An 18,797-nucleotide genomic window follows, 5' to 3' on the forward strand; every position below is an offset into this window, starting at 1 on the left:
AGATGCGATGGTTCAGCGGCGTTCCTCGCGAACCGGATCGGCATCGCGGTCGAACGCCGGCTCGGCATGGCTCTTGGCCTCGATCCGCGGCTTGGGACGCGCATCGTCCTCGTCCTCTTCGGCCATACCCTTCTTGAAGTTCTTCACACCCTTGGCGACATCGCCCATCAGATTCGAAAAACGCCCGCCGCCCAGCAGCAGGATCGCGACCACCGCGAGGATGAGGATATGCGGAAGGCTGAAACTGCCCATGACGAATTCTCCTAAGATGTAAGGGTATCTAGTCGTCCTCGGCGGCGTTTTCTACCGCGAGTTGATCAAAGGCGAGATCGACCGGATCGAGCAGCCCTGCGGCGCGCAAGTCGTCGATCCCGGGGAGGTCACGACGGCTCTTGAGCCCGAAATGTGACAGGAATTCGGGGGTTGTCGCGAACATCAGCGGGCGGCCCGGCACTTCGCGGCGTCCAGCGGGTCGGATCCAGCCTGCCTCCATGAGCACGTCTAGCGTTCCGCGCGCGGTTTGCACACCGCGGATCGCCTCGATTTCCGCGCGTGTGACCGGCTCGTGATAGGCAATGATCGCGAGCGTCTCGATCCCGGCGCGGCTGAGTCGCCGGATCTCGTCGCGCCCGCGCCGCAGGAGGTGCGCAAGGTCGGCGGCGGTCTGGAAATGCCAGCGCCCGCCGCGCTCAACCAGCTCGAACCCGCGTCCGCGATAATGGACGGTCAACCGGTCAAGCGCGCCCGCAACATCGCCTTCCCCGGCGTGGGCGCGAATCGCGTCGCGGGTCAGCGGCTCGGTGGCGGCGAACAGCACCGCTTCGACTGCGCGATCATATGCGTCGCTCACGATGCGACCCGCCTGAGATAAAGCGGTGCGAATGGCGCTTCCTGATGCAACTCGGCGCGTCCCTGACGCGCTAATTCAAGCACCGCAAGGAAACTGGACGCCAAACTCGAGCGACGCAGCCGGGGATTGGCGGTGTCGGGAAGAAACCGTTCGATCTCGCGCCAGTCGATTGCCGTTCCCAGCAGCCCGGCGATGCGCGCCAGCGCCGCTTCCAGCGTTACCACCTCGCGATCCCGCACCACATGCAAGGCCGGTCGGGTACGCGCCCTCACCTGCCCGTATGACGCGAGCAGATCGTAATATTCCACTTCCCAGAATGACTTGCGCACGACGTGCAGGCCCTCGGGCGCGCCCCGCCGGAACACGTCTCGGCCCAGACGATCCCGCGCCATCAACCGCCCCCCCGCCTCCCGCATCACGTCGAGCCGTTCCAGCCGCAACTGTAACCGAATCGCGAGTTCCTCGACATCCGGCTCCACTTCCGGATCACGCGGCAGCAGCAGTGCCGATTTGAGATAAGCGAGCCACGCCGCCATCACGAGATAATCGGCGGCGAGCTCAAGTCGCAGCACGCGCGCGCGTTCAACATACCCGAGATACTGCTCGACCAGCTGCAGGATCGAAATGTCCCGCAGATCAACCTTTTGTGCCCGCGCGAGCGACAGCAGTAGATCGAGCGGCCCCTCGAAACCGTCGAGGTCGAGAGTCAGTTGTTCGGGCGCGTCGGTCATATCGTTAGAAGATCGGTCCCGCGCGCCACGACGGGAGACTGGCATAACCAGCCTCGCCCGACCAGAGGCGTTCAGGGTCGCTGGCGGGGCCGAAATGCGCGATTCGGGCGCGGCGTACGCACGCCATCGGCACGATTCTGCCGACGCAAGTCACGGAAATCGCCGCGAACATCGTTGCGATATTCCTGGCGGGCGTCGCGCCGCTGCTGACGGAACTGGCCGCGGGTAATTTGCCCATTTCTGAACGCCTGTCGATCGGCTCTGACGTCGCCACGAAAGTCGCGTCGTTCACGGCGCACGTCCCGGCCGAAGTCGCGCCAATTGGAACGGACATCGCGATCGCCGTAGGCGCCGCGGCGCTGCGCCCAGTAGCGCTGCTGGCGCTCATTCCATGGATAGGCGCGCCGGTAACGGTCATACACGTATGCGCCGGTGCCCGGATAATAATAGTTGTCGTACCATCCGTAATAGCCGGTGCCATAGCCGCCGGCATAATAGGCGTCATCGTAATAGCCGGAGCCAAATCCGACCCCCGAATAGCCATAACCGTTAGTGCAAGCGGACGTCGCCAGCGACAGCCCACCCAACAGCCCGATCAGCAGCACACGTGGCGCAAACATCGTGGCATCTCCTCACATGGAGCAAGGCGACAAAACGCGTCGCCGACGAAAGCCAACGACGGGTAGTCAACGCGGTTCCGGTGAACAGCTTAATGGCCGGGAAAGGCGACCAGCGCCGATACGGCAATGTCGTCCGCGCGCAGCAGATCGGCGCCGCCCAGCGCGGGAAGATCGACCACAAATTGAGCCTGCTCGACCGACGCCCCGGCCTTGCGCAGCAGCCGCACCGCCGCGCGCGCGGTACCGCCCGTGGCGATCAGGTCGTCGACAAGCAGTACCCGCGCGCCGGGCGCACACGCATCGGCGTGGATCGCGATTCGGTCGGTGCCATATTCCAGCGCATAATCCTCTGCGATCGTCGTACCGGGCAATTTTCCGTCCTTGCGGATCAGCAGCACGCCCGCCCGCAACGGGATCGCCAGCGCCGCGGCGAAGAGGAAGCCGCGTGCCTCCACGCCGGCTACCAGGTCGACCGGCCCGTCGGTCGCCGCCACCATCCGCTCGATGCACGTCGCAAGGCCATTCGGCGAGAGCAGCAGCGTGGTGATGTCGCGGAATTCAATGCCCGGCTTTGGGAAATCGGGAATCGTGCGGATCAGCGCCTTAAGGTCGTCGTTCATGGTGACGCGACTACACGAAAACGGCGACCGGGCGAGAGCCCGGTCGCCGCTTTCAGCTCTTCGGTGTCGCGCCGCCGAATGGACCCGGCCTTGCCGTACCCGGCAGGCGTCCGCTCAATGCTTAATGTTGCGCCAAACGTTCTGGTACGCACCCCACGTCAGATAGACGAAGATCAGCAGGAAGATCACCACCGCGACACCCGCCGCATGGCGCGCCTCGAGGTTGGGCTCGGCGGTCCAGGTCAGGAAGGCCGCGACGTCGCGCGCCATCTGGTCCTTGGTCGCCTTCGTGCCGTCCGAATAGGTCACCTGCCCGTCCGAGGTGATCGGCGGCGGCATCGCGATGTTGAGGTTCGCGAAATACGGATTGTAGTGCAGTCCCTCCGGCGTCTTGGCGTCGGGGAACTCGCGCAGCAATTCCGCCGGCTGGTCGCGATAGCCCGTGATCAGCGCATGGACGTAGTTCGAGCCGTCCTCACGCGCCTTGGTCATCAGCGAGAGGTCGGGCGGCAGTGCGTTGTTGTTCGCCGCACGCGCCGCGACCTCGTTCGCGAACGGCGACGGGAAATGATCCGACGGCAGGTTCTTGCGGGTCGCCGCCTCGCCCGTCTCCGGGTTCACGCTCGGCTGCTCGATCACCCATTGGTTGGCGATCGCCTTCACCTCGGCCTCGTTATAACCGATCTTCTGCAGGTCGCGGAACGAGACGTACTTCAGCGAGTGGCAGGCCGCGCAGACTTCCTTGTAGACCTGGAAGCCGCGCTGCAACTGCGCGCGATCGAACTTGCCGAGCAGCCCTGCCGAGGACAGGTGAATGTTCTCGGGATGCTCGTGAAACGCATGTTCGGCGGTGTGCGGCGCCGGGTTCTGGATCGCGTCCTTCGCGGTGAAGAAGAGCGCCAGCGTCAGCACGAAGACGAATCCCGCGCCGACCAGCAGTGAAATGAGACGAACCATATTCTGTCGAATCCCCTCTTCGTCTCTGTCTCAGCTCGCCATCGCGGTCTGCGCGGGGCTGGTGCCGCCATGCTTCGCCAGCACCGCCTCGGTGATCGAATTGGGCAGCGGGCGCGGACGCTCGGCCGCCGACACCAGCGGCAGGATGATGAGGAAGTGCGCGAAATAATAACCAGCGGCGATCTGACCCATCATCACGTTGCGCGCGCTCGCCTCGGCCCCGCCGACATAGCCGAGCACCAGCACGTCGAGCAGCAGCACGAGCAGGAACCAGCGGTAGGTCGGGCGGTAATTCGCCGAACGCACCGGCGAGGCATCCAGCCACGGCAGGAAGAACAGCAGCAGGATCGAGCCGAACATCGCCAGCACGCCCCACAGCTTCGCGGGCAGGATGAAGTCCGCGGTGAAGCTCTTCAGGATCGCGTAGAATGGCAGGAAGTACCATTCGGGAACGATGTGCGCCGGGGTCGAGAGCGGGTTCGCCTCGATGTAATTGTCCGGGTGACCCAGCAGGTTCGGCGAGAAGAACACGAACAGCGCGAAGATCAGGAAGAACACGCCGACGCCGACGCCGTCCTTGGCGGTGTAGTACGGGTGGAACGGCACCGTGTCCTGCTCGCCCTTCACGTCCACGCCGGTCGGATTGTTCGAGCCCGGGATGTGCAGCGCCCAGATGTGGAGGATGATGACCCCCGCGATCACGAACGGCAGCAGATAGTGGAGCGAGAAGAAGCGGTTGAGCGCGGCGTTGTCGGGCGCGAAGCCGCCGAGCAGCCACACGCGGATCGTTTCGCCGACCAGCGGGATCGCCGAGAAGAAGCCGGTGATGACCTGCGCACCCCAGAAGCTCATCTGCCCCCAGGGGAGCACATAGCCCATGAACGCGGTCGCCATCATCAGCAGGAAGATCACGACCCCGAGCAGCCACACCATCTCGCGCGGCGCCTTGTACGAACCGTAATAGAGCCCGCGGCCGATGTGGATGTAGACCACGGCGAGGAACATCGACGCGCCGTTCGCGTGCGCATAGCGCAGGAACCAGCCGGCATTGACGTCACGCATGATGCTCTCGACCGAGCCGAACGCGACCCCGGCGTTGGCGGCATAATGCATCGCCAGCACGACGCCGGTGACGATCTGGATGACCAGCGCCGCGCCCGCGAGCACACCGAAGTTCCAGAAGTAATTGAGATTGCGCGGCACCGGATAGCCCGCGCCGATCGCGTTGTAGACGAGGCGCGGCAGCGGCAGCTTCTCGTCCATCCAGCGCATCAGCGGCGCCTTCGGCTCGTAATGCTTGGCCCAGGGAAAGCTCATTTCTCTATCTCCCCTCAGCCGACCGTGACGACGGTGTCGGAATTGAACGTGTAATCGGGCACATGCAGGTTCTGCGGCGCCGGCCCCTGCCGGATGCGACCGGCGGTGTCATAGGCCGAGCCGTGGCACGGGCAGAAATAGCCGCCGAACGGCCCCTTGTTCTCGCCCTCGCCCGCACCGAGCGGCACGCAGCCGAGGTGGGTGCAGACGCCGAGCGTGATGAGCCAGTTCTTCTTGCCCGCCTTGGTGCGCTCTTCCAGCGTCTGCGGATCGCGCAACGAGGCGACGTCGACCGCATCGGCCTCGCCGATCTCCTTCGGCGTCAGGTTGCGGACGAACAGCGGCTGCTTGCGGAAGCTCGCCTTGATCGCCTGACCTGGCGCGATCTTGGAGATGTCGATCTCGGTGGTGGACTGCGCCAGCACGTCGGCCGACGGGTTCATCTGATTGATCAGCGGCAGGACGATCGCGACCGCGCCGACCCCGGCGAACGACACCGCGGCGATGTTGATAAAGTCGCGGCGGCGCGGATCGTGCGCTTCCTCATGATAAGGCGCGGGATCTTCGCCGAGGGGGATTTCCTGCTCTGCCATCGCCATTCGCGTCACACCTCTGCCCGTTCCTCTGTCCGGCGGGTGGCTGATGCCGCGTGCGACACTGTTGCTCCCCGCCTGTGGCCTGCCCGTCCCCACGGCGGCCTTTCCGGCCTGATAGCCGTGCCCTCGCCGCTTTGCCAACAGCATTTTGCGCCGCTACGAGGCGCATCCATGCGGATCGCGCTCTTTCAGCCGGACATCGCGGGCAACGTCGGCACGCTGCTGCGGCTCGGCGCGTGCCTGAACGTCGCGGTCGACCTGATCGAGCCGATGGGCTTTCCGTGGAGCGACCGGGCGCTGGCGCGCTCCGGCATGGACTATGCCGGCAAGGTTGAGGTGCGCCGCCACGTCGACTGGGACGCGTTCCTCGCTGCCAGCGCCGGCCGGATCGTGCTGGCGACCACCACCGGCGCGGTGCCGCTGACCGACGCGCGGTTTGCGGCCGATGACATTTTGTTGCTGGGTAGCGAGGGCGCGGGCGTACCCGCCGAGGTGCACGACCGGGCCGACCTGCGCGTGCGCGTGCCGATGCGCGGCGGGCTGCGCTCGCTCAACGTCGCGGTGGCGGGGGCGATACTGCTGGGCGAAGCGCTGCGCCAGACGGACGGCTGGCCGGCGACGTAGCGCGCGCCACCGCGCCGAGGACGTGCGCGAGCAGGCCGTCGGCGTCGTGGTGGAGATTGTGCCCGCCCGGCATCGCGATGATCGTCGCGCCGGGAACGCGCAGCTTCGGACAAAGGCTGTCGTCCTCCTCCTTGCCGTAGATGCAGGTTAGCGGCGCCCAGGTCAGCGTGTTCGCCGTGTCCGTCGCGATGCTGTCGGGGGTGCCGTCATAGACCCACCCGGTTGGATCAGCGCGGTAGAATACCGTCTCGCCGGGCAGGATCAGCACGATCCCGGCGACGTGCGCGCGCAGTTCGGCGGGCAGGTGCGCCAGTCCGGTCTGCACGATGTCCGCGCCATAGGATTGCCCCATCACCACCACGCGCTCCTGCCCGGTGCGCGCCAGTGCGGTTCGGACCGCAGCGGCGACGAATGTGTCCACCTCCGCGCGGGTGCGACGGAACCGGAACACGACCGGCGAGGATACGCCAAGCACCGGAATGTGATGCTCGGTCAACCCGCGCGACGTAGAGGCGCCGAGCAGGAAGCGCAGCCCCATGTCGCCCGAGATGTTGACCACCGCGATCGGGCGTGTCGGGGGTGCGGCCGGGTAGAGATGATAGGGGTCGCGGTCAAAATAGCCGCCCGCCGCCACCAGCGCGCAGACGAAGGCGGAGCTGACCGCGCTCACGCGCACCCCGCGCCAGAAGGATTTGGCGTTCATGCGGCGATGCTCTGCCACCGCCGCTGCGCCTTGGCCAGCAGGCGGCGACGCGCTACGGCACGGACATGATAACGCTGGATGACGAACAGGCCGCTGCCCGCGCCTGGTTCGAGGAATTGCGCGACCGGATCTGCGCCGAGTTCGAGGCGATCGAGCGCGAGGCCGGATCGGACGCCGGGTTCGACTATACGCCCTGGGATCGCCACGATCCCGGCGACCTGCCCGGCGGCGGCGGGGTGCGCGGCGTGATGAAGGGCCGCGTGTTCGAGAAGGTCGGGGTCAACGTCTCCACAGTCGGCGGCACGTTCGAGGGCGAGTTCGGCAAGACCATTCACGGCGCGGGCGACGATCCGCGCTTTTTCGCGACGGGCATCAGCCTCGTCGCGCATATGGCGAATCCGCACGTTCCGGCGGTGCATATGAACACGCGCTTCCTCGTCACGACGAAGCGCTGGTTCGGCGGCGGCGCCGACCTCAATCCGCCGCTGCCGATTGCCGAGGATACCGAGGATTTCCATGCGACACTGGCGCGTGCCTGCGACGCGCACGACCCGGATCATTACCCGCGATTCAGAAAATGGGCCGACGACTATTTCTACATTCCGCATCGCCAGGTGCATCGCGGGGTCGGCGGCATTTTCTACGATCATCTGGAGGGGGATTTCGCGCGCAACTTCGCGTTCACGCAGGACGTCGGACGCGCCTTTCTTGACGCCTATCCCCGCATCGTGCGGCGACGGATGGACATGCCGTTCAGCGAGGCCGATGTCGCCGAGCAGCGCGCATGGCGTGGGCGCTATGCCGAGTTCAACCTCGTCTACGATCGCGGCACGTTGTTCGGGCTCAGAACCGGCGGCAATATCGATGCGATCCTGATGAGCCTCCCGCCGATCGCGACCTGGGCATGACGACACCGGGGCTGGCCACGCTGCGCGACGAGCAGGTCGCCGCGATCGTCACCACGCTGGAGATGTCCGAGCGGCCACGCCCCCGACCGTTGCCCGACGCCTCGCTGCGGCTGGTGCGCTGGGAGCAGCCGTCGCCTGACAAATATCGCGCGCTGTTTCGCCGGGTCGGTGCGCGCTGGCTGTGGTTCTCGCGGCTGGTCATGGACGATACCGCACTGACCGCGATCATCCATGATTCGGCAGTCGAGGTCTATGCCGCGGTCGATCGTGCCGGGATCGAGGTCGGGATGCTGGAGCTGGACTTCCGCCACGATGCGGCGTGCGAGATCGGCTATTTCGCACTGGTCCCGGAACTGGCGGGGCGTGGGCTGGGGCGCTGGTTGATGGCGCAGGCGCTGGGACTCGCGTGGCGCGGCGGGATCGAGCGGGTGTGGCTGCACACCTGCACGCTCGATCATCCGCGCGCGCTCGGCTTCTACCGCGCGCAGGGCTTCGTCGCGACCAAGCGGACGGTAGAGACGTTCACTGACCCGCGCGTGCTCGGCGTGCTCTCCGCCGACGCCGCGCCTCAGGTGCCCTTGCTCGCGCGGATTCGATAGGCGACGACGCCGAGCAACAGCGTCGTGGTGGCGTAGGCCGCACCGACGCCCGCGATCAGCGCGTTGACGAGCGCCAGGGCCAGCGAATTGCCGTCCCCTTCCCGCAACGCCGCATCGGCGAGCGACAATGGCGAGATCACCAGCCAATGCGCAAGGAACAGCGCGACCAGCGCGCCGGTCAGCGCACGATCCAGCCCCTTGGTCATCTTCCAGCTCAGCCGCAGCGAGGCGAGCGGCCTGAGCGCCGGGTGCCGCGCCATCGCCGGGATCGCGACGATCAACCGCGCCTGAAGGTACAGCCCCGGCAGCACCAGCATCCAGAGCCCAAGCGCCACCGGCACCGCAATCGCGACGGTGGCGATCGTGAACGCCACCAGCCGGACGATCGCCAGTCCCAGCGCCTGCCCGATCGTCAGTCGGTCGGGCTCGAGCAGGAACAGCGCGACCGCCGCGACGCCAAAGGTCCCGATCAGTTCAGAGAGCAGGAACCAGGCGCCGTTCGCCTGTCCCCACAACCCGACGTTGTTGAGCCACGCCTGCATCACCGCCTCGTCACGCGGGCCGGTGGGCAATGGCGGCACCGGATCGCACAACAGCAGCGCCGCAAACGACGGCAGGAACACGAACGTGCCGACCACCGGCAGCAGCAGCGCCGCATCGCGGCGGAACATCCGCCACACGACCGACAACAGCCCGGCGAATCCGATCGTCATGCCAGTGGGACCGTGCGCTGCTCACGCTCGACCGCGGCGACATAGAAGCGGGCGTAGAAGACGCTCTGCACCATCGTCGCACCTGCCGAGATCAGCGCGCGAACCACCGCGACCACGAACACGACCCCGCCGGGAGCGTCACCGCCCAGCAGCAGGCGCGCGATCACCCCGACCACGGAGGTGGCGGCGAGCATCGCGACGGTGGTGATGATGAAATACAGGATCAGCACCCCGATCAGCTTCATCGTCGATCCGCGTGTCAGCGCCAGACTGCGCCGCAACGCACCGAAGCCGCGCCGCTCGTTGACGATGATCCCGAACAGCGGCACGATCCGCGCGCTGAGCCACAACCCGAGGATCGCCGCGAGGAACACGAGCAGCGCGGCGCCGGCGGCATAGCCCGACACGGCATGGGACATGTCGACTGATCCCGCTCCGTTCAGCACCGCACCCGACAATTTGAACAACACGCCAGCCGGCACGAACAACAGGATGGCCGCGATCACCAGCGCGACCAGCACGCCCAGCGCGGGCAGCAACCGCTGCCCCGCCAGCCGCAACGCCTGCGGGCGATCCACCGCCGGATCACTGGCCACAGCGGTCATCGCCAGCACCCCCAGCACCAACAGCACCAGCGCGCCCAGCCGGATCAGCGGCGCCGCCACCACGAACGCCCCGGACAGCGGCACGACGGTGCCCAGCGCCCCGGCGACCACGCCGGGAAGAACCAGCGTCATCAAGGCGATGCTCATCAGGATCGCCGTGCGCCCGCGCAGGACGTCCACCGTCCGATCCCACACGTCGCCGATCCTGACCATCGCCACCTCATGCCGTCCGCGGTTGCCCTTTCCGCGGCCTAGGGACAGTTCCGCCGCTCGGCAATGGGCGTCGTCGGCGCGACCACCTTGCCAAGCGCGTTGCGGGTCCGCATCTGGGCCGCGTGGAGACGAACACGCAAACCCCTGACGGGATCGAGTGGCGGCTGACGCCGGGGCTGACCGATTATGCCACCGCCCTGGCCCAAATGGAGGCGCGTGCCGCAGCGGTCGCGGCGGGTGAGGCGCACGAGCTGGTATGGTTGCTCGAACATCCACCGGTCTATACCGCCGGTACCAGCGCCGATCCCGCCGAGCTGGTCGATCCGCGCTTTCCGGTGGTGCCGGCCGGTCGCGGCGGTCGCTATACCTATCACGGGCCGGGGCAGCGCGTCGGCTATCTGGTGCTTGACCTCAACAAGCGCGGGCGCGACGTGCGTTGCTTCGTTCATGCGGTGGAAGGTTGGGTGATCGCGGCGCTGGCGCGGATCGGGATCGCCGCGTTCCGGGCGCCGGGCCGGATCGGGATCTGGACGCACGATGCCACCGGGCAGGAAGCGAAGATCGGCGCGATTGGCATTCGCGTGCGTCGCTGGGTGACGCTGCATGGGTTCTCGGTCAATCTTTCGCCTGACCTGCAACACTTTAGCGGGATCGTGCCCTGTGGTCTGGCCGACTATCCCGTGACCAGCGCGGCGGCGCTGGGTATGTCGTCGGACGCTGCAACCTTCGACGCCGCTCTGGCGTTCACCGCCGAGGCCTTTCTCAATAGCCTGATTTGTGCGGGTGAAAACGAGACTTGAGAGGCCGGTCATCTGTGATTAATGTCCAAGCCGATTTGGAAATAACAAAACGGCCGCTGGGTCGCCAAATCCACAGTCTAGGGAGCAATTTCATGCGTGCAGTCATCACCAAGTTCGTGGCCGGCTCGGCACTCGCAGCAGCCGCTCTCGCGGTTTCGGCGTGCGGTTCGAAGACCGAAGGCACCGAGAACACCATGGTCACCGACATGAACGCCACTGAAGGCATGGACACCATGACCGACAACATGACCGCCGTTGACGGCGCCATGAACGGCGGAATGATGTCCAACGATTCCATGATGAGCAACGACATGATGATGTCGAACATGGGCGGCATGTCGAACGCGATGTAATCTGCCGCATCGGCGATTGTATCCGAAAGGCCGTCCGGGCAACCGGGCGGCCTTTCTCTTTGCAGAAACGAACCGTTACGCGCCGCCAACAAGTTCCGGTTCCGCAAGCTATTTGCGGTGAACCGAATCCAGTGCGCGTTAGTTTGCGCTTGGGTCGACACCCCTAATCATCGTAAAAGGCACCATACGGCAGGGCCGGGTGCGAGGAGTGTTGGGGAAATGCAAAAGGTGGGGATCGCCGCCGCGATCGCGACGCTGGCGGCAGGCGTGCTGGTGACGACGCCGGCAGCCGCGCAATTCTACATGAAGAGCAAGGATCTGCGCGGCGAACGTGTGCGTGGTGACGAACCGGGGATCGGTCAGGCGATGCCCGGCGCGACCGCCGAGGAGCTGCGTGCCGCAATGGTGTGGAACATGCGCGCTGCGCTCAACGTGGCCGCGCTGCAATGCCAGTTCGAGCCATCGCTGCTGACCGTTCAGAATTACAACGCAATTCTGGCCGACCACAAGCAAGAGCTTGCACAATCCTATACACTCCTCACCAAATATTTCGAGCGAAGCGCCAAGTCGAAGAAGGAAGGGCAGAACGCCCTCGACCAGTTCGGCACGCGCACCTATTCGGGCTTCGCAACCGTGGCTGCGCAATATGGTTTCTGCACCACCACGTCGAGCATCGGGCGTGAGGCGCTTTATGCCCCGCGCGGCTCCTTTGGCGAAATCGCGCTGGGCCGGATGCGCGAGGTGCGCAACAGCCTGACGCCATGGGGCGAGCAGCAATTTCCGCGGATGCTGGTCTCGCTAACCCCCGCCGCGCTGCCGCGCTTCGACAAGGCCTGCTGGAAGAAGGACGAGTTCGTTGTCAAGAAGTGCGGCGCGCCGTTTGGTGCCGTGACCTACGCGGCGCGGTAAAGCCGCACGGGGCTGCGCTTGCCGATCCAGCCGCACCCGCTTCGCCACGGGTGCGGCAAGCAGGTCAGCCGATCCGGTAGCCGGCAAGCGAAACGATGCGGCCATTGCTATCCGGGACGGCGACGACCAGCACGCCGTCCGCGGTGATCGCCAGATTGCCTCCGGTTCCAGCGGACCAAAGCGGCGAATGGTCGGCTCCAGCGACCGGCAGCGCGTAGACCGCACGGTCGGTGCTCGCGAAGACGAGGTTTCTGGTCACGATCGTGTTGCCGATAAACCGCTCGCCGCTCGGCGGTGACCAAGACCAACGTACGGCGCCGGTCGCTTCATCCAGTGCGTCAAGACGTCCCGGCTGATTGCGGGCGAGATACACCGACCCCCCTCCAAGGGCGGGAGAGGTGACGTAGGAGTCGCCGCTTCGCCAGGCGACACCGCCATCGGCGATCGACCAGTTCACCAGCACGGAGGGTGTCTGGCTTGAGCGGTTGCCCGAGTAGGCCATGACATTCCCGCGCGATCCGATGATCGGACCACCATAGTAATCGTAGAAATTCTGCTGGTAAAACGGGTCCTTGATCGACTGAAGCAGCGCGCCGGAAATCCGGTCGATCACGCCCAGCGTCGCGCCGGCATAATAATAGACGTTCTTCGCGTCAGCGGCGACGGTGGCGAGATCCCACACGCCGGCCGGCGACACAGCGGTCTCCCACTTGGCCGTGGGCTGGTTCCTGTCGAAGCCATATGCTACGCCGCCGTAATAGCCCGCCGCCATATAGACACCACTTCCATAGGTCGTCGGTGCCATGAAATCGGCCCATTGCGAGGCAAACGGGAATGGCTCCCCGGCATAGCCGCCGGTCTTCGCGTCGATGCTCACGACGGGATTGTTGCCCGACGAGGTCGTCATCGACGCGACCAACACTTTGCCATTGCCGACCGACGGCGGACCGGCCGAACTCACGACCCCGAGGCTGTAAATCCACTGCTGCTCTCCGCTGGTGGAGGCAAGCGCGCGGACACTGCTGGTGCCGTCCTGATTGCGGGACGTGACGTAGACAAGCCCGTTGTACGAGGCAACGTCGCTCAGGCCGCTGGCGCCTTCCGGGGCGACCTGCCATAGCTTTCGAAAGTCGGCCACGTCATAATCTCTCGGCACGAACGCGGCGTGGGAGGGACTGCGCTGGAAATTGGTCCAGTCGCTCAGTCGGTATGTCATCGCATAGGCGAAGCTCTTGGCAGTGTTGGGCAATACCGTCGCACAGGCGGTGTCGGCACACAGGCGGAAGGTGACATCGCCGTTGTAGCTTCCGAACGGAAGGTCAGCGGCAGGCCGGAAACGAATGCGATACTTGTTTTCCGCGTCGCGCTTCACTTCCTCGGTAAGCGCGAGTTGCGCGCCATTATATTGCACGTTGGCGAAGAAGGGCGATCCGTCGCCGCCGGACACTACGGCGTCGAAACCGACCGTCGTGTCACGATCATCGTCGCCGATCGTGACGCTCTGCGACCCCAGCGAAGTCACCACGCTCAGCGCCGGAGCCGTTGGACTGGGCGTCGGGGATGGAGTCGGAGTTGGCGCAACGACGACCGGCGATCCGCCGCCCGCCCCCGCGCCGCCATCGCTGCCACCGCAAGCGGCCAGCATCATCGCCAACGCCAAAGGCGTGACTTGCCGAACAATCCTCATATCCATCCCCCGTGGCGCCCCTGAACACTCGCCTCGTCGGGCTATAGCGCCATTTCGTCGCGCGAAAAGACGCTGTGGTGGAGACGGCGCCAAATAGGTCAGCGCAGGCCGAGTAGCTTGTGCGTCTGGAGTGACAGTCGCCAGCGCGGGCGTTCCATGACTACCGCCATCGCCGTCGCGACATTCGCCGCCCCTGCCGCGTCATCGAGCGGTTGCAGCAGGAAGTGCTTGAAGTCCCACCCTTCGATCGTCTCGATCGCAGTACCCGGCTGCGGCCACACCAGTTTGAGTTCATCGCCATGGCGCTGCACCGTTTCGCTGCCTGCCTTGGGGCTGATGCACACCCAGTCGATGCCGGGGTGCACTGCCAGCGTGCCATTGCTCTCGATCGCGATCTCGAACCCGGCGGCGTGCAGCGCATCGACCAGCGCGTCGTCGATCTGCAACATCGGCTCGCCGCCGGTCAGCACCACGAAGCGACGCGCGATGTCCTCGCCCCAAAATCCAGCGACTGCCGCGACCAGCGCCGCGGCATCGGCGAACTTGCCACCGCCCAGGCCGTCGGTACCGACGAAATCGGTGTCGCAGAAGCGGCAGATCGCAGTCGCGCGGTCCTGCTCGCGCCCGCTCCACAGATTGCACCCGGCGAAGCGCACGAACACCGCGCGTCGTCCTGCCTGCACGCCCTCACCCTGGAGCGTCAGGAACATTTCCTTGACGGCGTAGCTCATGACAGGCGGCTCATGGCGCGGGCGGCGTGACCGCATAGTCGGTCGGATCGACGATGCCCGCTTCCTCGAAGCCCCTGTGGCGCAAGCGGCAGCTGTCGCACATCCCGCAATGCCGCGCGTCGGGCGTGGGATCGTAGCACGACCAGCTCATTCCCATGTCGAGCCCGAGCCGTTCGCCCTCGCGAACGATATCGGCCTTGGTCATGTGCTGGAGCGGGGCACGGAAGCGAAACGGCACGCCTTCCACCCCGGTCTTGGTCGCAAGCTCGGCCAGATGCTCGAAGGCGGCGATGAACTCCGGGCGGCAATCGGGATAGCCCGAATAATCGAGCGCGTTGACGCCGAGATAGATGTCGCTCGCGCCCGCCGCCTCCGCCCAGCCCAATGCAAGGCTGAGGAAGATCGTGTTGCGCGCCGGCACATAGGTGACGGGGATCGCCTCGCCGACGCCGTCCTTGGGCACGTCGATCGCCGCGTCGGTCAGCGCCGAGCCACCGAACGCCGACAGGTCGATCGGCAGCACGACGTGCCGGACCGCGCCGAGCGTTCGCGCGATGCGGCGGGCGGCGGCCAATTCGACTTGATGGCGTTGATTGTAATCGATCGACAGTGCGTAAAGCGGGTGCCCGGCTTCACGCGCGAGCGCGGCGGACACCAGGGAGTCGAGCCCGCCAGAGATGAGTGCGACGGCAGGAGTGGATTGGGTCATGATCCGCGCGAGCTAGGCGCACTCCGGCTCCAGCGCAACCGCCGCTCATGGCCGGCCAAGCGCAAAAAAAGAGCGGGCCGCCTGTGCGGCGGCCCGAAGGGTGCCCGTTCGACCGGGCGGGGGAGAGAGCATGCCGCCGAAACAGCATGCGATCCTTATGATCGCTAAGGGTTAATGAACCGCTAACCCCGCCGCCTTGATGCCGTCACTCCCACGGCGGCGGAAATCAGGCGCTCCTGACGCGGTGGCCCTTGCGAGAGCCTGCGCGTCTGGATCCCGCTCCCGCGAGCTGACGAAGAGGCTCATGCCGCCAGATCCTCCGCGCGCAGCGGGAACACCGTCGAACAGAAGGCGCAATCGACCGCTATCAGCCCGCGCTCGTCCGCCATCTCCAGCCGCTGTTCGAGCGGGAAGCGCTCCAGCACCGAGCGAATATGCTCGACCGTGCAGCGGCAGCCGCGCGACACGGGCTGTCCGTCGAGGACGCGGACCTCGCTTTCCTCGTTGAACAGCCGCCACAACAGCGTTTCGAGCGGCAGTTGCGCATCGGCGAGTTCATCGACCGCGATCGTCTGCCCCAGTGCCTCGACATGCTCCCATTCGGGATGGTCGAGTTTGGTATGAAGCCGCTCGCGGCCTTCCTCGCCCTCGGGAAGATGCTGGAGCAACAGCCCGCCCGCGATGCACTTGCCGTGCGCATCCTTCTGCATCCCCACGTGCACGAGGGTCGGAATCTGCTCGGACTGATAGAAATAGCTTTGCGCGGCCTCGGCAAGGGTCGCGCCGTCGAGCGGGACGATCCCCTGATAACGCTCGTTGGTGCTCGCCAGATCGAAGGTGATCGCGAGATAGCCCGGCCCGAACAGCGCAAACAGGGTAGGATCGGCGGGGGCTGACGCCAGCTTGTCGGCGTCATACTGGACATAGCCGCGCACCTCGCCGCCGCGCCAGTCGCAGACCAGCAGCTTGACGATTCCGTCTTCGGTTTGCGTCTGCATCGTCAGCTGGCCGGCGGGATCCTTGAGCGTCGCGCCGATCAGCGCGGTCAGCGTCAGGGCCTCGGCGAGCAGTTTCTCGATCGCAGGCGGATAGGCATGCGCGGACAGGATCGCGTCCAGCGTCGGCCCCAGCCGCACCGCACGCCCGCGCGCGTGGCGGGCCGGGATGGTGAAACCGAGCGCGCGGTCAAGATCGGGGGTCGTGGTCTGATCGGTCATCGTCTCTTTCGCCACCGAACCGTCACCCCGGGCTTGACCCAAGGTCCCGCTACCTCGTGGCGCAGGAAAAGCGGGACCCCGGGTCAAGCCCGGGGTGACGAAGGATGTTCCGGTGAGCCGCCTAAATGGGAGCGCCGCCGCCCGCGATCAACCGATCTGCCCGAGGCACCAGCGCAGCACCGATTTCTGCGCGTGGAGCCGGTTCTCCGCCTCCGCCCAGATCAGCGATTGCGGGCCGTCGATCACCTCCGGCGTCACTTCCTCGCCGCGGTGCGCGGGCAGGCAGTGGAGGAACTTCGCGTCCGGCTTGGCGGCCGCCATCAGCGCAGCATCAACCTGATAGGGCATCATCGCCGCCAGCTTGGTATCGGCATGCGCCTGCCCCATCGAGATCCACGTGTCGGTGACGACCACGTCCGCGCCATCGACCGCCTCGCGCGGATCGGCGACGATGCGCGCCCGGCCCTTACCGCGCGCGACCGACGCTTCCTCGGGCTGGAACCCCTGCGGGCATGCCGCGACGACGTCGAAGTGCATCAGCCCCGCCGCCTCGACGATCGAGGCGAGCACGTTGTTGCCGTCGCCCAGCCACGCGACCTTCAGGCCGGGCAGCGCGCGGCCGCTTTCGATGATCGTCAGCAGGTCGGCCATGATCTGGCACGGGTGCGATTCGTCGGTCAGCCCGTTGATGACCGGGACGGTGGCGTAATGCGCCATTTCCTCGATCTTGGCATGATCGTCGGTGCGGATCATGATCGCGTCGACATAGTTCGACAGCACCCGCGCGGTGTCGGCGACCGTCTCGCCCCTGCCGAGCTGCATCTGCCCGGCCTCCATGACGATCGACTGCCCGCCAAGCTGGCGCACCGCCATGTCGAACGACACGCGCGTGCGCGTCGAATTCTTTTCAAAGATCATCGCCAGCACATGGCCGGCGAGCGGCGCGTCGGCATCGACGCGCCCCTTGGTCCAGCCGGCGCGCGCTTGTTTGCGCGTCAGGGCATCGTCGAGCATCGCGGCGATCGCGTCCGGCCCGGCATCGGTCAGGTTCAGGAAATGGCGCATCGTCTCTCCCCCGCTCCGCCCCCCGCGTCGAAGGGGCGGAGATCAGGCCATCAATCGTCGGCGACCGGCACGTAGACCCGTGCCGCTTCGCTCAGCTTCTCCACGCACTCGGCGATGTGACTTTCGTCGATCACCAGCGGCGGCAGGATACGGACGACATTCTCGCCCGCCGCGACCAGCAGCAACCCGTGATGATCGCGGCAATGCGCGACGAAACGGCGGCTGTCGCTCTTGAGCTTGAGCCCCTGCATCAGCCCGTGCCCGCGCACCGAATCGAACAGCCCGTCGTGATTGGGGATCATCTGCTCCAGCGACGACCGGAGCCGTTCGCCCATCTGCGCGACATGGTCGAGGAAGCCGTCGGCGAGGATCACGTCGAGCACCGCCTCGCCCGCCGCCATCGCCAGCGGGTTGCCGCCATAGGTGGAGCCGTGCGTGCCGAACACCATGCCCTTCGCCGCCTCGGCGGTGGCGAGGCACGCGCCGAGCGGGAAGCCGCCGCCGATGCCCTTGGCCGCCGCCATGATGTCGGGCGTGATCCCGTACAGCTCGTGCGCGAAGAACTTGCCGGTGCGGCCATAGCCCGCCTGCACCTCGTCGAGCACCAGCAACAGGCCATGCTCGTCGCACGCCTTGCGCAGCCCCTGCAGGAACTCCATCGAAGCCGGGCGGATGCCGCCCTCGCCCTGGATCGGCTCGACGAGGAAGCCGGCGGTGTTGCCGTCGATCAGCGCGAGCGCGCCCTCCAGATCGTTGAACTGCGCATATTTGAAGCCCGGCAGCAGTGGCTCGAACCCGTCGCGCATCTTCGGCTGGTTGGTGGCGGAAATCGTCCCCAGCGTCCGTCCGTGGAAGGCGGTGTCGAAGGTGATGAGATCGTGCCGCTCGGGATTGCCGTTGGCGAAATGATAGCGGCGCGCGGTCTTGATCGCGCACTCGACCGCCTCGGCACCCGAATTGGTGAAGAAGACGGTGTCGGCAAAGGTGTTGTCGACCAGCCGCTGCGCGAAATGCTCGCCCTGCGGGCTGCCGTACAGGTTGCTCACGTGCATCAGCGTCGCAGCCTGTTCCGAAATCGCCTTGGTCAGCGCCGGATGGCCGTGGCCGAGCGCGTTGACGGCGATGCCGCTCGCGAAGTCGAGATACTGGCTGCCGTCTTCGCCATAGAGGTACACGCCCTCACCGCGCACCGGTCGCACGCCGCACCGCGGGTAGACGGGCATCAACGGCGGGATGGATGCGTCAGGCGACACGGGGCCTTCTCCTCGAA

23 protein-coding genes are annotated in these 18,797 nt (G+C 66.1%); 6 read left to right on the plus strand and 17 right to left on the minus strand.

All coding sequences use genetic code 11. The features are described 5' to 3' along the window. Positions 1 to 12 precede the first annotated feature (12 nt). The 8 genes from ACI2JO_RS03565 to petA form a co-directional block, all read right to left on the minus strand. On the minus strand, positions 13 to 252 hold the full coding sequence (locus ACI2JO_RS03565; RefSeq protein WP_404719358.1) for a twin-arginine translocase TatA/TatE family subunit: 240 nt from the start codon (positions 250 to 252) through the stop codon (positions 13 to 15). 28 nt (positions 253 to 280) lie between these two features. Continuing rightward, positions 281 to 850 (minus strand): SMC-Scp complex subunit ScpB, encoded by a 570-nt coding sequence (scpB, locus tag ACI2JO_RS03570; RefSeq protein ID WP_404719359.1) that lies wholly within the window; start codon positions 848 to 850, stop codon positions 281 to 283. Continuing rightward, on the minus strand, positions 847 to 1,581 hold the full coding sequence (locus ACI2JO_RS03575; protein ID WP_404719360.1) for a segregation and condensation protein A: 735 nt from the start codon (positions 1,579 to 1,581) through the stop codon (positions 847 to 849). The genes scpB and ACI2JO_RS03575 overlap by 4 nt, the downstream gene beginning before the upstream one ends. Positions 1,582 to 1,652: 71 nt before the next feature. After that, positions 1,653 to 2,201, minus strand: a complete 549-nt coding sequence (locus ACI2JO_RS03580) for a peptidase (protein WP_404719361.1) — start codon at positions 2,199 to 2,201, stop codon at positions 1,653 to 1,655. Positions 2,202 to 2,290: 89 nt separating this feature from the next. Then, positions 2,291 to 2,821: an adenine phosphoribosyltransferase gene (locus ACI2JO_RS03585; RefSeq protein ID WP_404719362.1), complete on the minus strand. Its 531-nt coding sequence runs from the start codon at positions 2,819 to 2,821 to the stop codon at positions 2,291 to 2,293. Between the two features lie 114 nt (positions 2,822 to 2,935). Next, a complete protein-coding gene (locus ACI2JO_RS03590; protein WP_404719363.1) occupies positions 2,936 to 3,778 on the minus strand; it encodes a cytochrome c1 in 843 nt (280 codons plus the stop codon). Between the two features lie 30 nt (positions 3,779 to 3,808). After that, positions 3,809 to 5,095, minus strand: coding sequence for a cytochrome bc complex cytochrome b subunit (locus ACI2JO_RS03595; RefSeq protein WP_404719364.1), 1,287 nt, complete (start codon positions 5,093 to 5,095; stop codon positions 3,809 to 3,811). Between the two features lie 14 nt (positions 5,096 to 5,109). Further along, the gene (gene petA / locus ACI2JO_RS03600) at positions 5,110 to 5,688 is read right to left on the minus strand and encodes a ubiquinol-cytochrome c reductase iron-sulfur subunit (RefSeq protein ID WP_376699661.1); all 579 of its coding nucleotides are present in this window, start codon (positions 5,686 to 5,688) and stop codon (positions 5,110 to 5,112) included. Between the two features lie 174 nt (positions 5,689 to 5,862). Here petA and ACI2JO_RS03605 point away from each other — a divergent pair, with 174 nt between their 5' ends. Beyond that, complete coding sequence (locus ACI2JO_RS03605) at positions 5,863 to 6,315, plus strand: tRNA (cytidine(34)-2'-O)-methyltransferase (RefSeq protein ID WP_404719365.1); 453 nt, start codon at positions 5,863 to 5,865, stop codon at positions 6,313 to 6,315. Here ACI2JO_RS03605 and ACI2JO_RS03610 read toward each other — a convergent pair. After that, positions 6,242 to 7,018: an AcvB/VirJ family lysyl-phosphatidylglycerol hydrolase gene (locus ACI2JO_RS03610; RefSeq protein WP_404719366.1), complete on the minus strand. Its 777-nt coding sequence runs from the start codon at positions 7,016 to 7,018 to the stop codon at positions 6,242 to 6,244. The genes ACI2JO_RS03605 and ACI2JO_RS03610 overlap by 74 nt on opposite strands. Before the next feature lie 65 nt (positions 7,019 to 7,083). On the opposite strand from ACI2JO_RS03610, the gene hemF reads away from it, so the two are divergent. Further along, positions 7,084 to 7,926 carry an oxygen-dependent coproporphyrinogen oxidase gene (gene hemF / locus ACI2JO_RS03615; protein WP_404719367.1) on the plus strand — a complete coding sequence of 281 codons (843 nt, stop codon included), beginning with the start codon at positions 7,084 to 7,086 and terminating at the stop codon, positions 7,924 to 7,926. Then, a complete protein-coding gene (locus ACI2JO_RS03620) occupies positions 7,923 to 8,525 on the plus strand; it encodes a GNAT family N-acetyltransferase (protein ID WP_404719368.1) in 603 nt (200 codons plus the stop codon). Before hemF ends, ACI2JO_RS03620 begins: the two co-directional genes overlap by 4 nt. Here the strand turns inward: ACI2JO_RS03620 and ACI2JO_RS03625 are convergent. Both ACI2JO_RS03625 and ACI2JO_RS03630 read right to left on the minus strand, forming a co-directional pair. Then, positions 8,495 to 9,238, minus strand: coding sequence for a hypothetical protein (locus ACI2JO_RS03625; protein ID WP_404719369.1), 744 nt, complete (start codon positions 9,236 to 9,238; stop codon positions 8,495 to 8,497). The genes ACI2JO_RS03620 and ACI2JO_RS03625 overlap by 31 nt on opposite strands. Continuing rightward, positions 9,235 to 10,056 carry a hypothetical protein gene (locus ACI2JO_RS03630; protein ID WP_404719370.1) on the minus strand — a complete coding sequence of 274 codons (822 nt, stop codon included), beginning with the start codon at positions 10,054 to 10,056 and terminating at the stop codon, positions 9,235 to 9,237. The genes ACI2JO_RS03625 and ACI2JO_RS03630 overlap by 4 nt, the downstream gene beginning before the upstream one ends. Positions 10,057 to 10,178: 122 nt before the next feature. Here ACI2JO_RS03630 and lipB point away from each other — a divergent pair, with 122 nt between their 5' ends. From lipB to ACI2JO_RS03645, 3 genes are all read left to right on the plus strand, one after another. Next, on the plus strand, positions 10,179 to 10,856 hold the full coding sequence (gene lipB / locus ACI2JO_RS03635) for a lipoyl(octanoyl) transferase LipB (protein WP_404719371.1): 678 nt from the start codon (positions 10,179 to 10,181) through the stop codon (positions 10,854 to 10,856). A gap of 92 nt (positions 10,857 to 10,948) precedes the next feature. Continuing rightward, entirely contained in the window at positions 10,949 to 11,209 is a 261-nt protein-coding gene (locus tag ACI2JO_RS03640; protein ID WP_404719372.1) for a hypothetical protein, read from the plus strand. 219 nt (positions 11,210 to 11,428) lie between these two features. Beyond that, on the plus strand, positions 11,429 to 12,118 hold the full coding sequence (locus ACI2JO_RS03645) for a hypothetical protein (protein ID WP_404719373.1): 690 nt from the start codon (positions 11,429 to 11,431) through the stop codon (positions 12,116 to 12,118). Positions 12,119 to 12,182: 64 nt separating this feature from the next. Here the strand turns inward: ACI2JO_RS03645 and ACI2JO_RS03650 are convergent, their stop codons facing one another. From ACI2JO_RS03650 to ACI2JO_RS03675, 6 genes are all read right to left on the minus strand, one after another. Beyond that, positions 12,183 to 13,766 (minus strand): PQQ-binding-like beta-propeller repeat protein, encoded by a 1,584-nt coding sequence (locus ACI2JO_RS03650; RefSeq protein WP_404719374.1) that lies wholly within the window; start codon positions 13,764 to 13,766, stop codon positions 12,183 to 12,185. Positions 13,767 to 13,903: 137 nt separating this feature from the next. Then, positions 13,904 to 14,536: a 7-carboxy-7-deazaguanine synthase gene (gene queE, locus ACI2JO_RS03655; RefSeq protein WP_404719375.1), complete on the minus strand. Its 633-nt coding sequence runs from the start codon at positions 14,534 to 14,536 to the stop codon at positions 13,904 to 13,906. 10 nt (positions 14,537 to 14,546) lie between these two features. Next, positions 14,547 to 15,245: a 7-cyano-7-deazaguanine synthase QueC gene (gene queC, locus ACI2JO_RS03660; RefSeq protein WP_404719376.1), complete on the minus strand. Its 699-nt coding sequence runs from the start codon at positions 15,243 to 15,245 to the stop codon at positions 14,547 to 14,549. Positions 15,246 to 15,547: 302 nt separating this feature from the next. After that, a complete protein-coding gene (locus tag ACI2JO_RS03665) occupies positions 15,548 to 16,462 on the minus strand; it encodes an Hsp33 family molecular chaperone HslO (protein WP_404719377.1) in 915 nt (304 codons plus the stop codon). Between the two features lie 147 nt (positions 16,463 to 16,609). Continuing rightward, positions 16,610 to 17,527 carry an ornithine carbamoyltransferase gene (gene argF, locus ACI2JO_RS03670; RefSeq protein WP_404719378.1) on the minus strand — a complete coding sequence of 306 codons (918 nt, stop codon included), beginning with the start codon at positions 17,525 to 17,527 and terminating at the stop codon, positions 16,610 to 16,612. A gap of 50 nt (positions 17,528 to 17,577) precedes the next feature. Continuing rightward, positions 17,578 to 18,780, minus strand: coding sequence for an aspartate aminotransferase family protein (locus ACI2JO_RS03675; protein ID WP_404719379.1), 1,203 nt, complete (start codon positions 18,778 to 18,780; stop codon positions 17,578 to 17,580). Positions 18,781 to 18,797: the final 17 nt, after the last annotated feature.

It is taken from the genome of Sphingomonas sp. NPDC079357 (genome assembly GCF_044901155.1).
Classification (GTDB): domain Bacteria; phylum Pseudomonadota; class Alphaproteobacteria; order Sphingomonadales; family Sphingomonadaceae; genus Sphingomonas.

Excerpts from the sequence above, each read along its gene's own strand:
- ACI2JO_RS03565 (WP_404719358.1), bottom strand. The coding sequence starts at position 252 with ATGGGCAGTTTCAGCCTTCCGCATATCCTCATCCTCGCGGTGGTCGCG.
- ACI2JO_RS03575 (WP_404719360.1), bottom strand. The coding sequence starts at position 1,581 with ATGACCGACGCGCCCGAACAACTGACTCTCGACCTCGACGGTTTCGAG.
- ACI2JO_RS03580 (WP_404719361.1), bottom strand. The coding sequence starts at position 2,201 with ATGTTTGCGCCACGTGTGCTGCTGATCGGGCTGTTGGGTGGGCTGTCG.
- ACI2JO_RS03585 (WP_404719362.1), bottom strand. The coding sequence starts at position 2,821 with ATGAACGACGACCTTAAGGCGCTGATCCGCACGATTCCCGATTTCCCA.
- ACI2JO_RS03590 (WP_404719363.1), bottom strand. The coding sequence starts at position 3,778 with ATGGTTCGTCTCATTTCACTGCTGGTCGGCGCGGGATTCGTCTTCGTG.
- ACI2JO_RS03595 (WP_404719364.1), bottom strand. The coding sequence starts at position 5,095 with ATGAGCTTTCCCTGGGCCAAGCATTACGAGCCGAAGGCGCCGCTGATG.
- petA (WP_376699661.1), bottom strand. The coding sequence starts at position 5,688 with ATGGCAGAGCAGGAAATCCCCCTCGGCGAAGATCCCGCGCCTTATCAT.
- ACI2JO_RS03605 (WP_404719365.1), top strand. The coding sequence starts at position 5,863 with ATGCGGATCGCGCTCTTTCAGCCGGACATCGCGGGCAACGTCGGCACG.
- ACI2JO_RS03610 (WP_404719366.1), bottom strand. The coding sequence starts at position 7,018 with ATGAACGCCAAATCCTTCTGGCGCGGGGTGCGCGTGAGCGCGGTCAGC.
- hemF (WP_404719367.1), top strand. The coding sequence starts at position 7,084 with ATGATAACGCTGGATGACGAACAGGCCGCTGCCCGCGCCTGGTTCGAG.
- ACI2JO_RS03620 (WP_404719368.1), top strand. The coding sequence starts at position 7,923 with ATGACGACACCGGGGCTGGCCACGCTGCGCGACGAGCAGGTCGCCGCG.
- ACI2JO_RS03625 (WP_404719369.1), bottom strand. The coding sequence starts at position 9,238 with ATGACGATCGGATTCGCCGGGCTGTTGTCGGTCGTGTGGCGGATGTTC.
- ACI2JO_RS03630 (WP_404719370.1), bottom strand. The coding sequence starts at position 10,056 with ATGGTCAGGATCGGCGACGTGTGGGATCGGACGGTGGACGTCCTGCGC.
- ACI2JO_RS03640 (WP_404719372.1), top strand. The coding sequence starts at position 10,949 with ATGCGTGCAGTCATCACCAAGTTCGTGGCCGGCTCGGCACTCGCAGCA.
- ACI2JO_RS03645 (WP_404719373.1), top strand. The coding sequence starts at position 11,429 with ATGCAAAAGGTGGGGATCGCCGCCGCGATCGCGACGCTGGCGGCAGGC.
- ACI2JO_RS03650 (WP_404719374.1), bottom strand. The coding sequence starts at position 13,766 with ATGATGCTGGCCGCTTGCGGTGGCAGCGATGGCGGCGCGGGGGCGGGC.
- queE (WP_404719375.1), bottom strand. The coding sequence starts at position 14,536 with ATGAGCTACGCCGTCAAGGAAATGTTCCTGACGCTCCAGGGTGAGGGC.
- queC (WP_404719376.1), bottom strand. The coding sequence starts at position 15,245 with ATGACCCAATCCACTCCTGCCGTCGCACTCATCTCTGGCGGGCTCGAC.
- ACI2JO_RS03665 (WP_404719377.1), bottom strand. The coding sequence starts at position 16,462 with ATGACCGATCAGACCACGACCCCCGATCTTGACCGCGCGCTCGGTTTC.
- argF (WP_404719378.1), bottom strand. The coding sequence starts at position 17,527 with ATGCGCCATTTCCTGAACCTGACCGATGCCGGGCCGGACGCGATCGCC.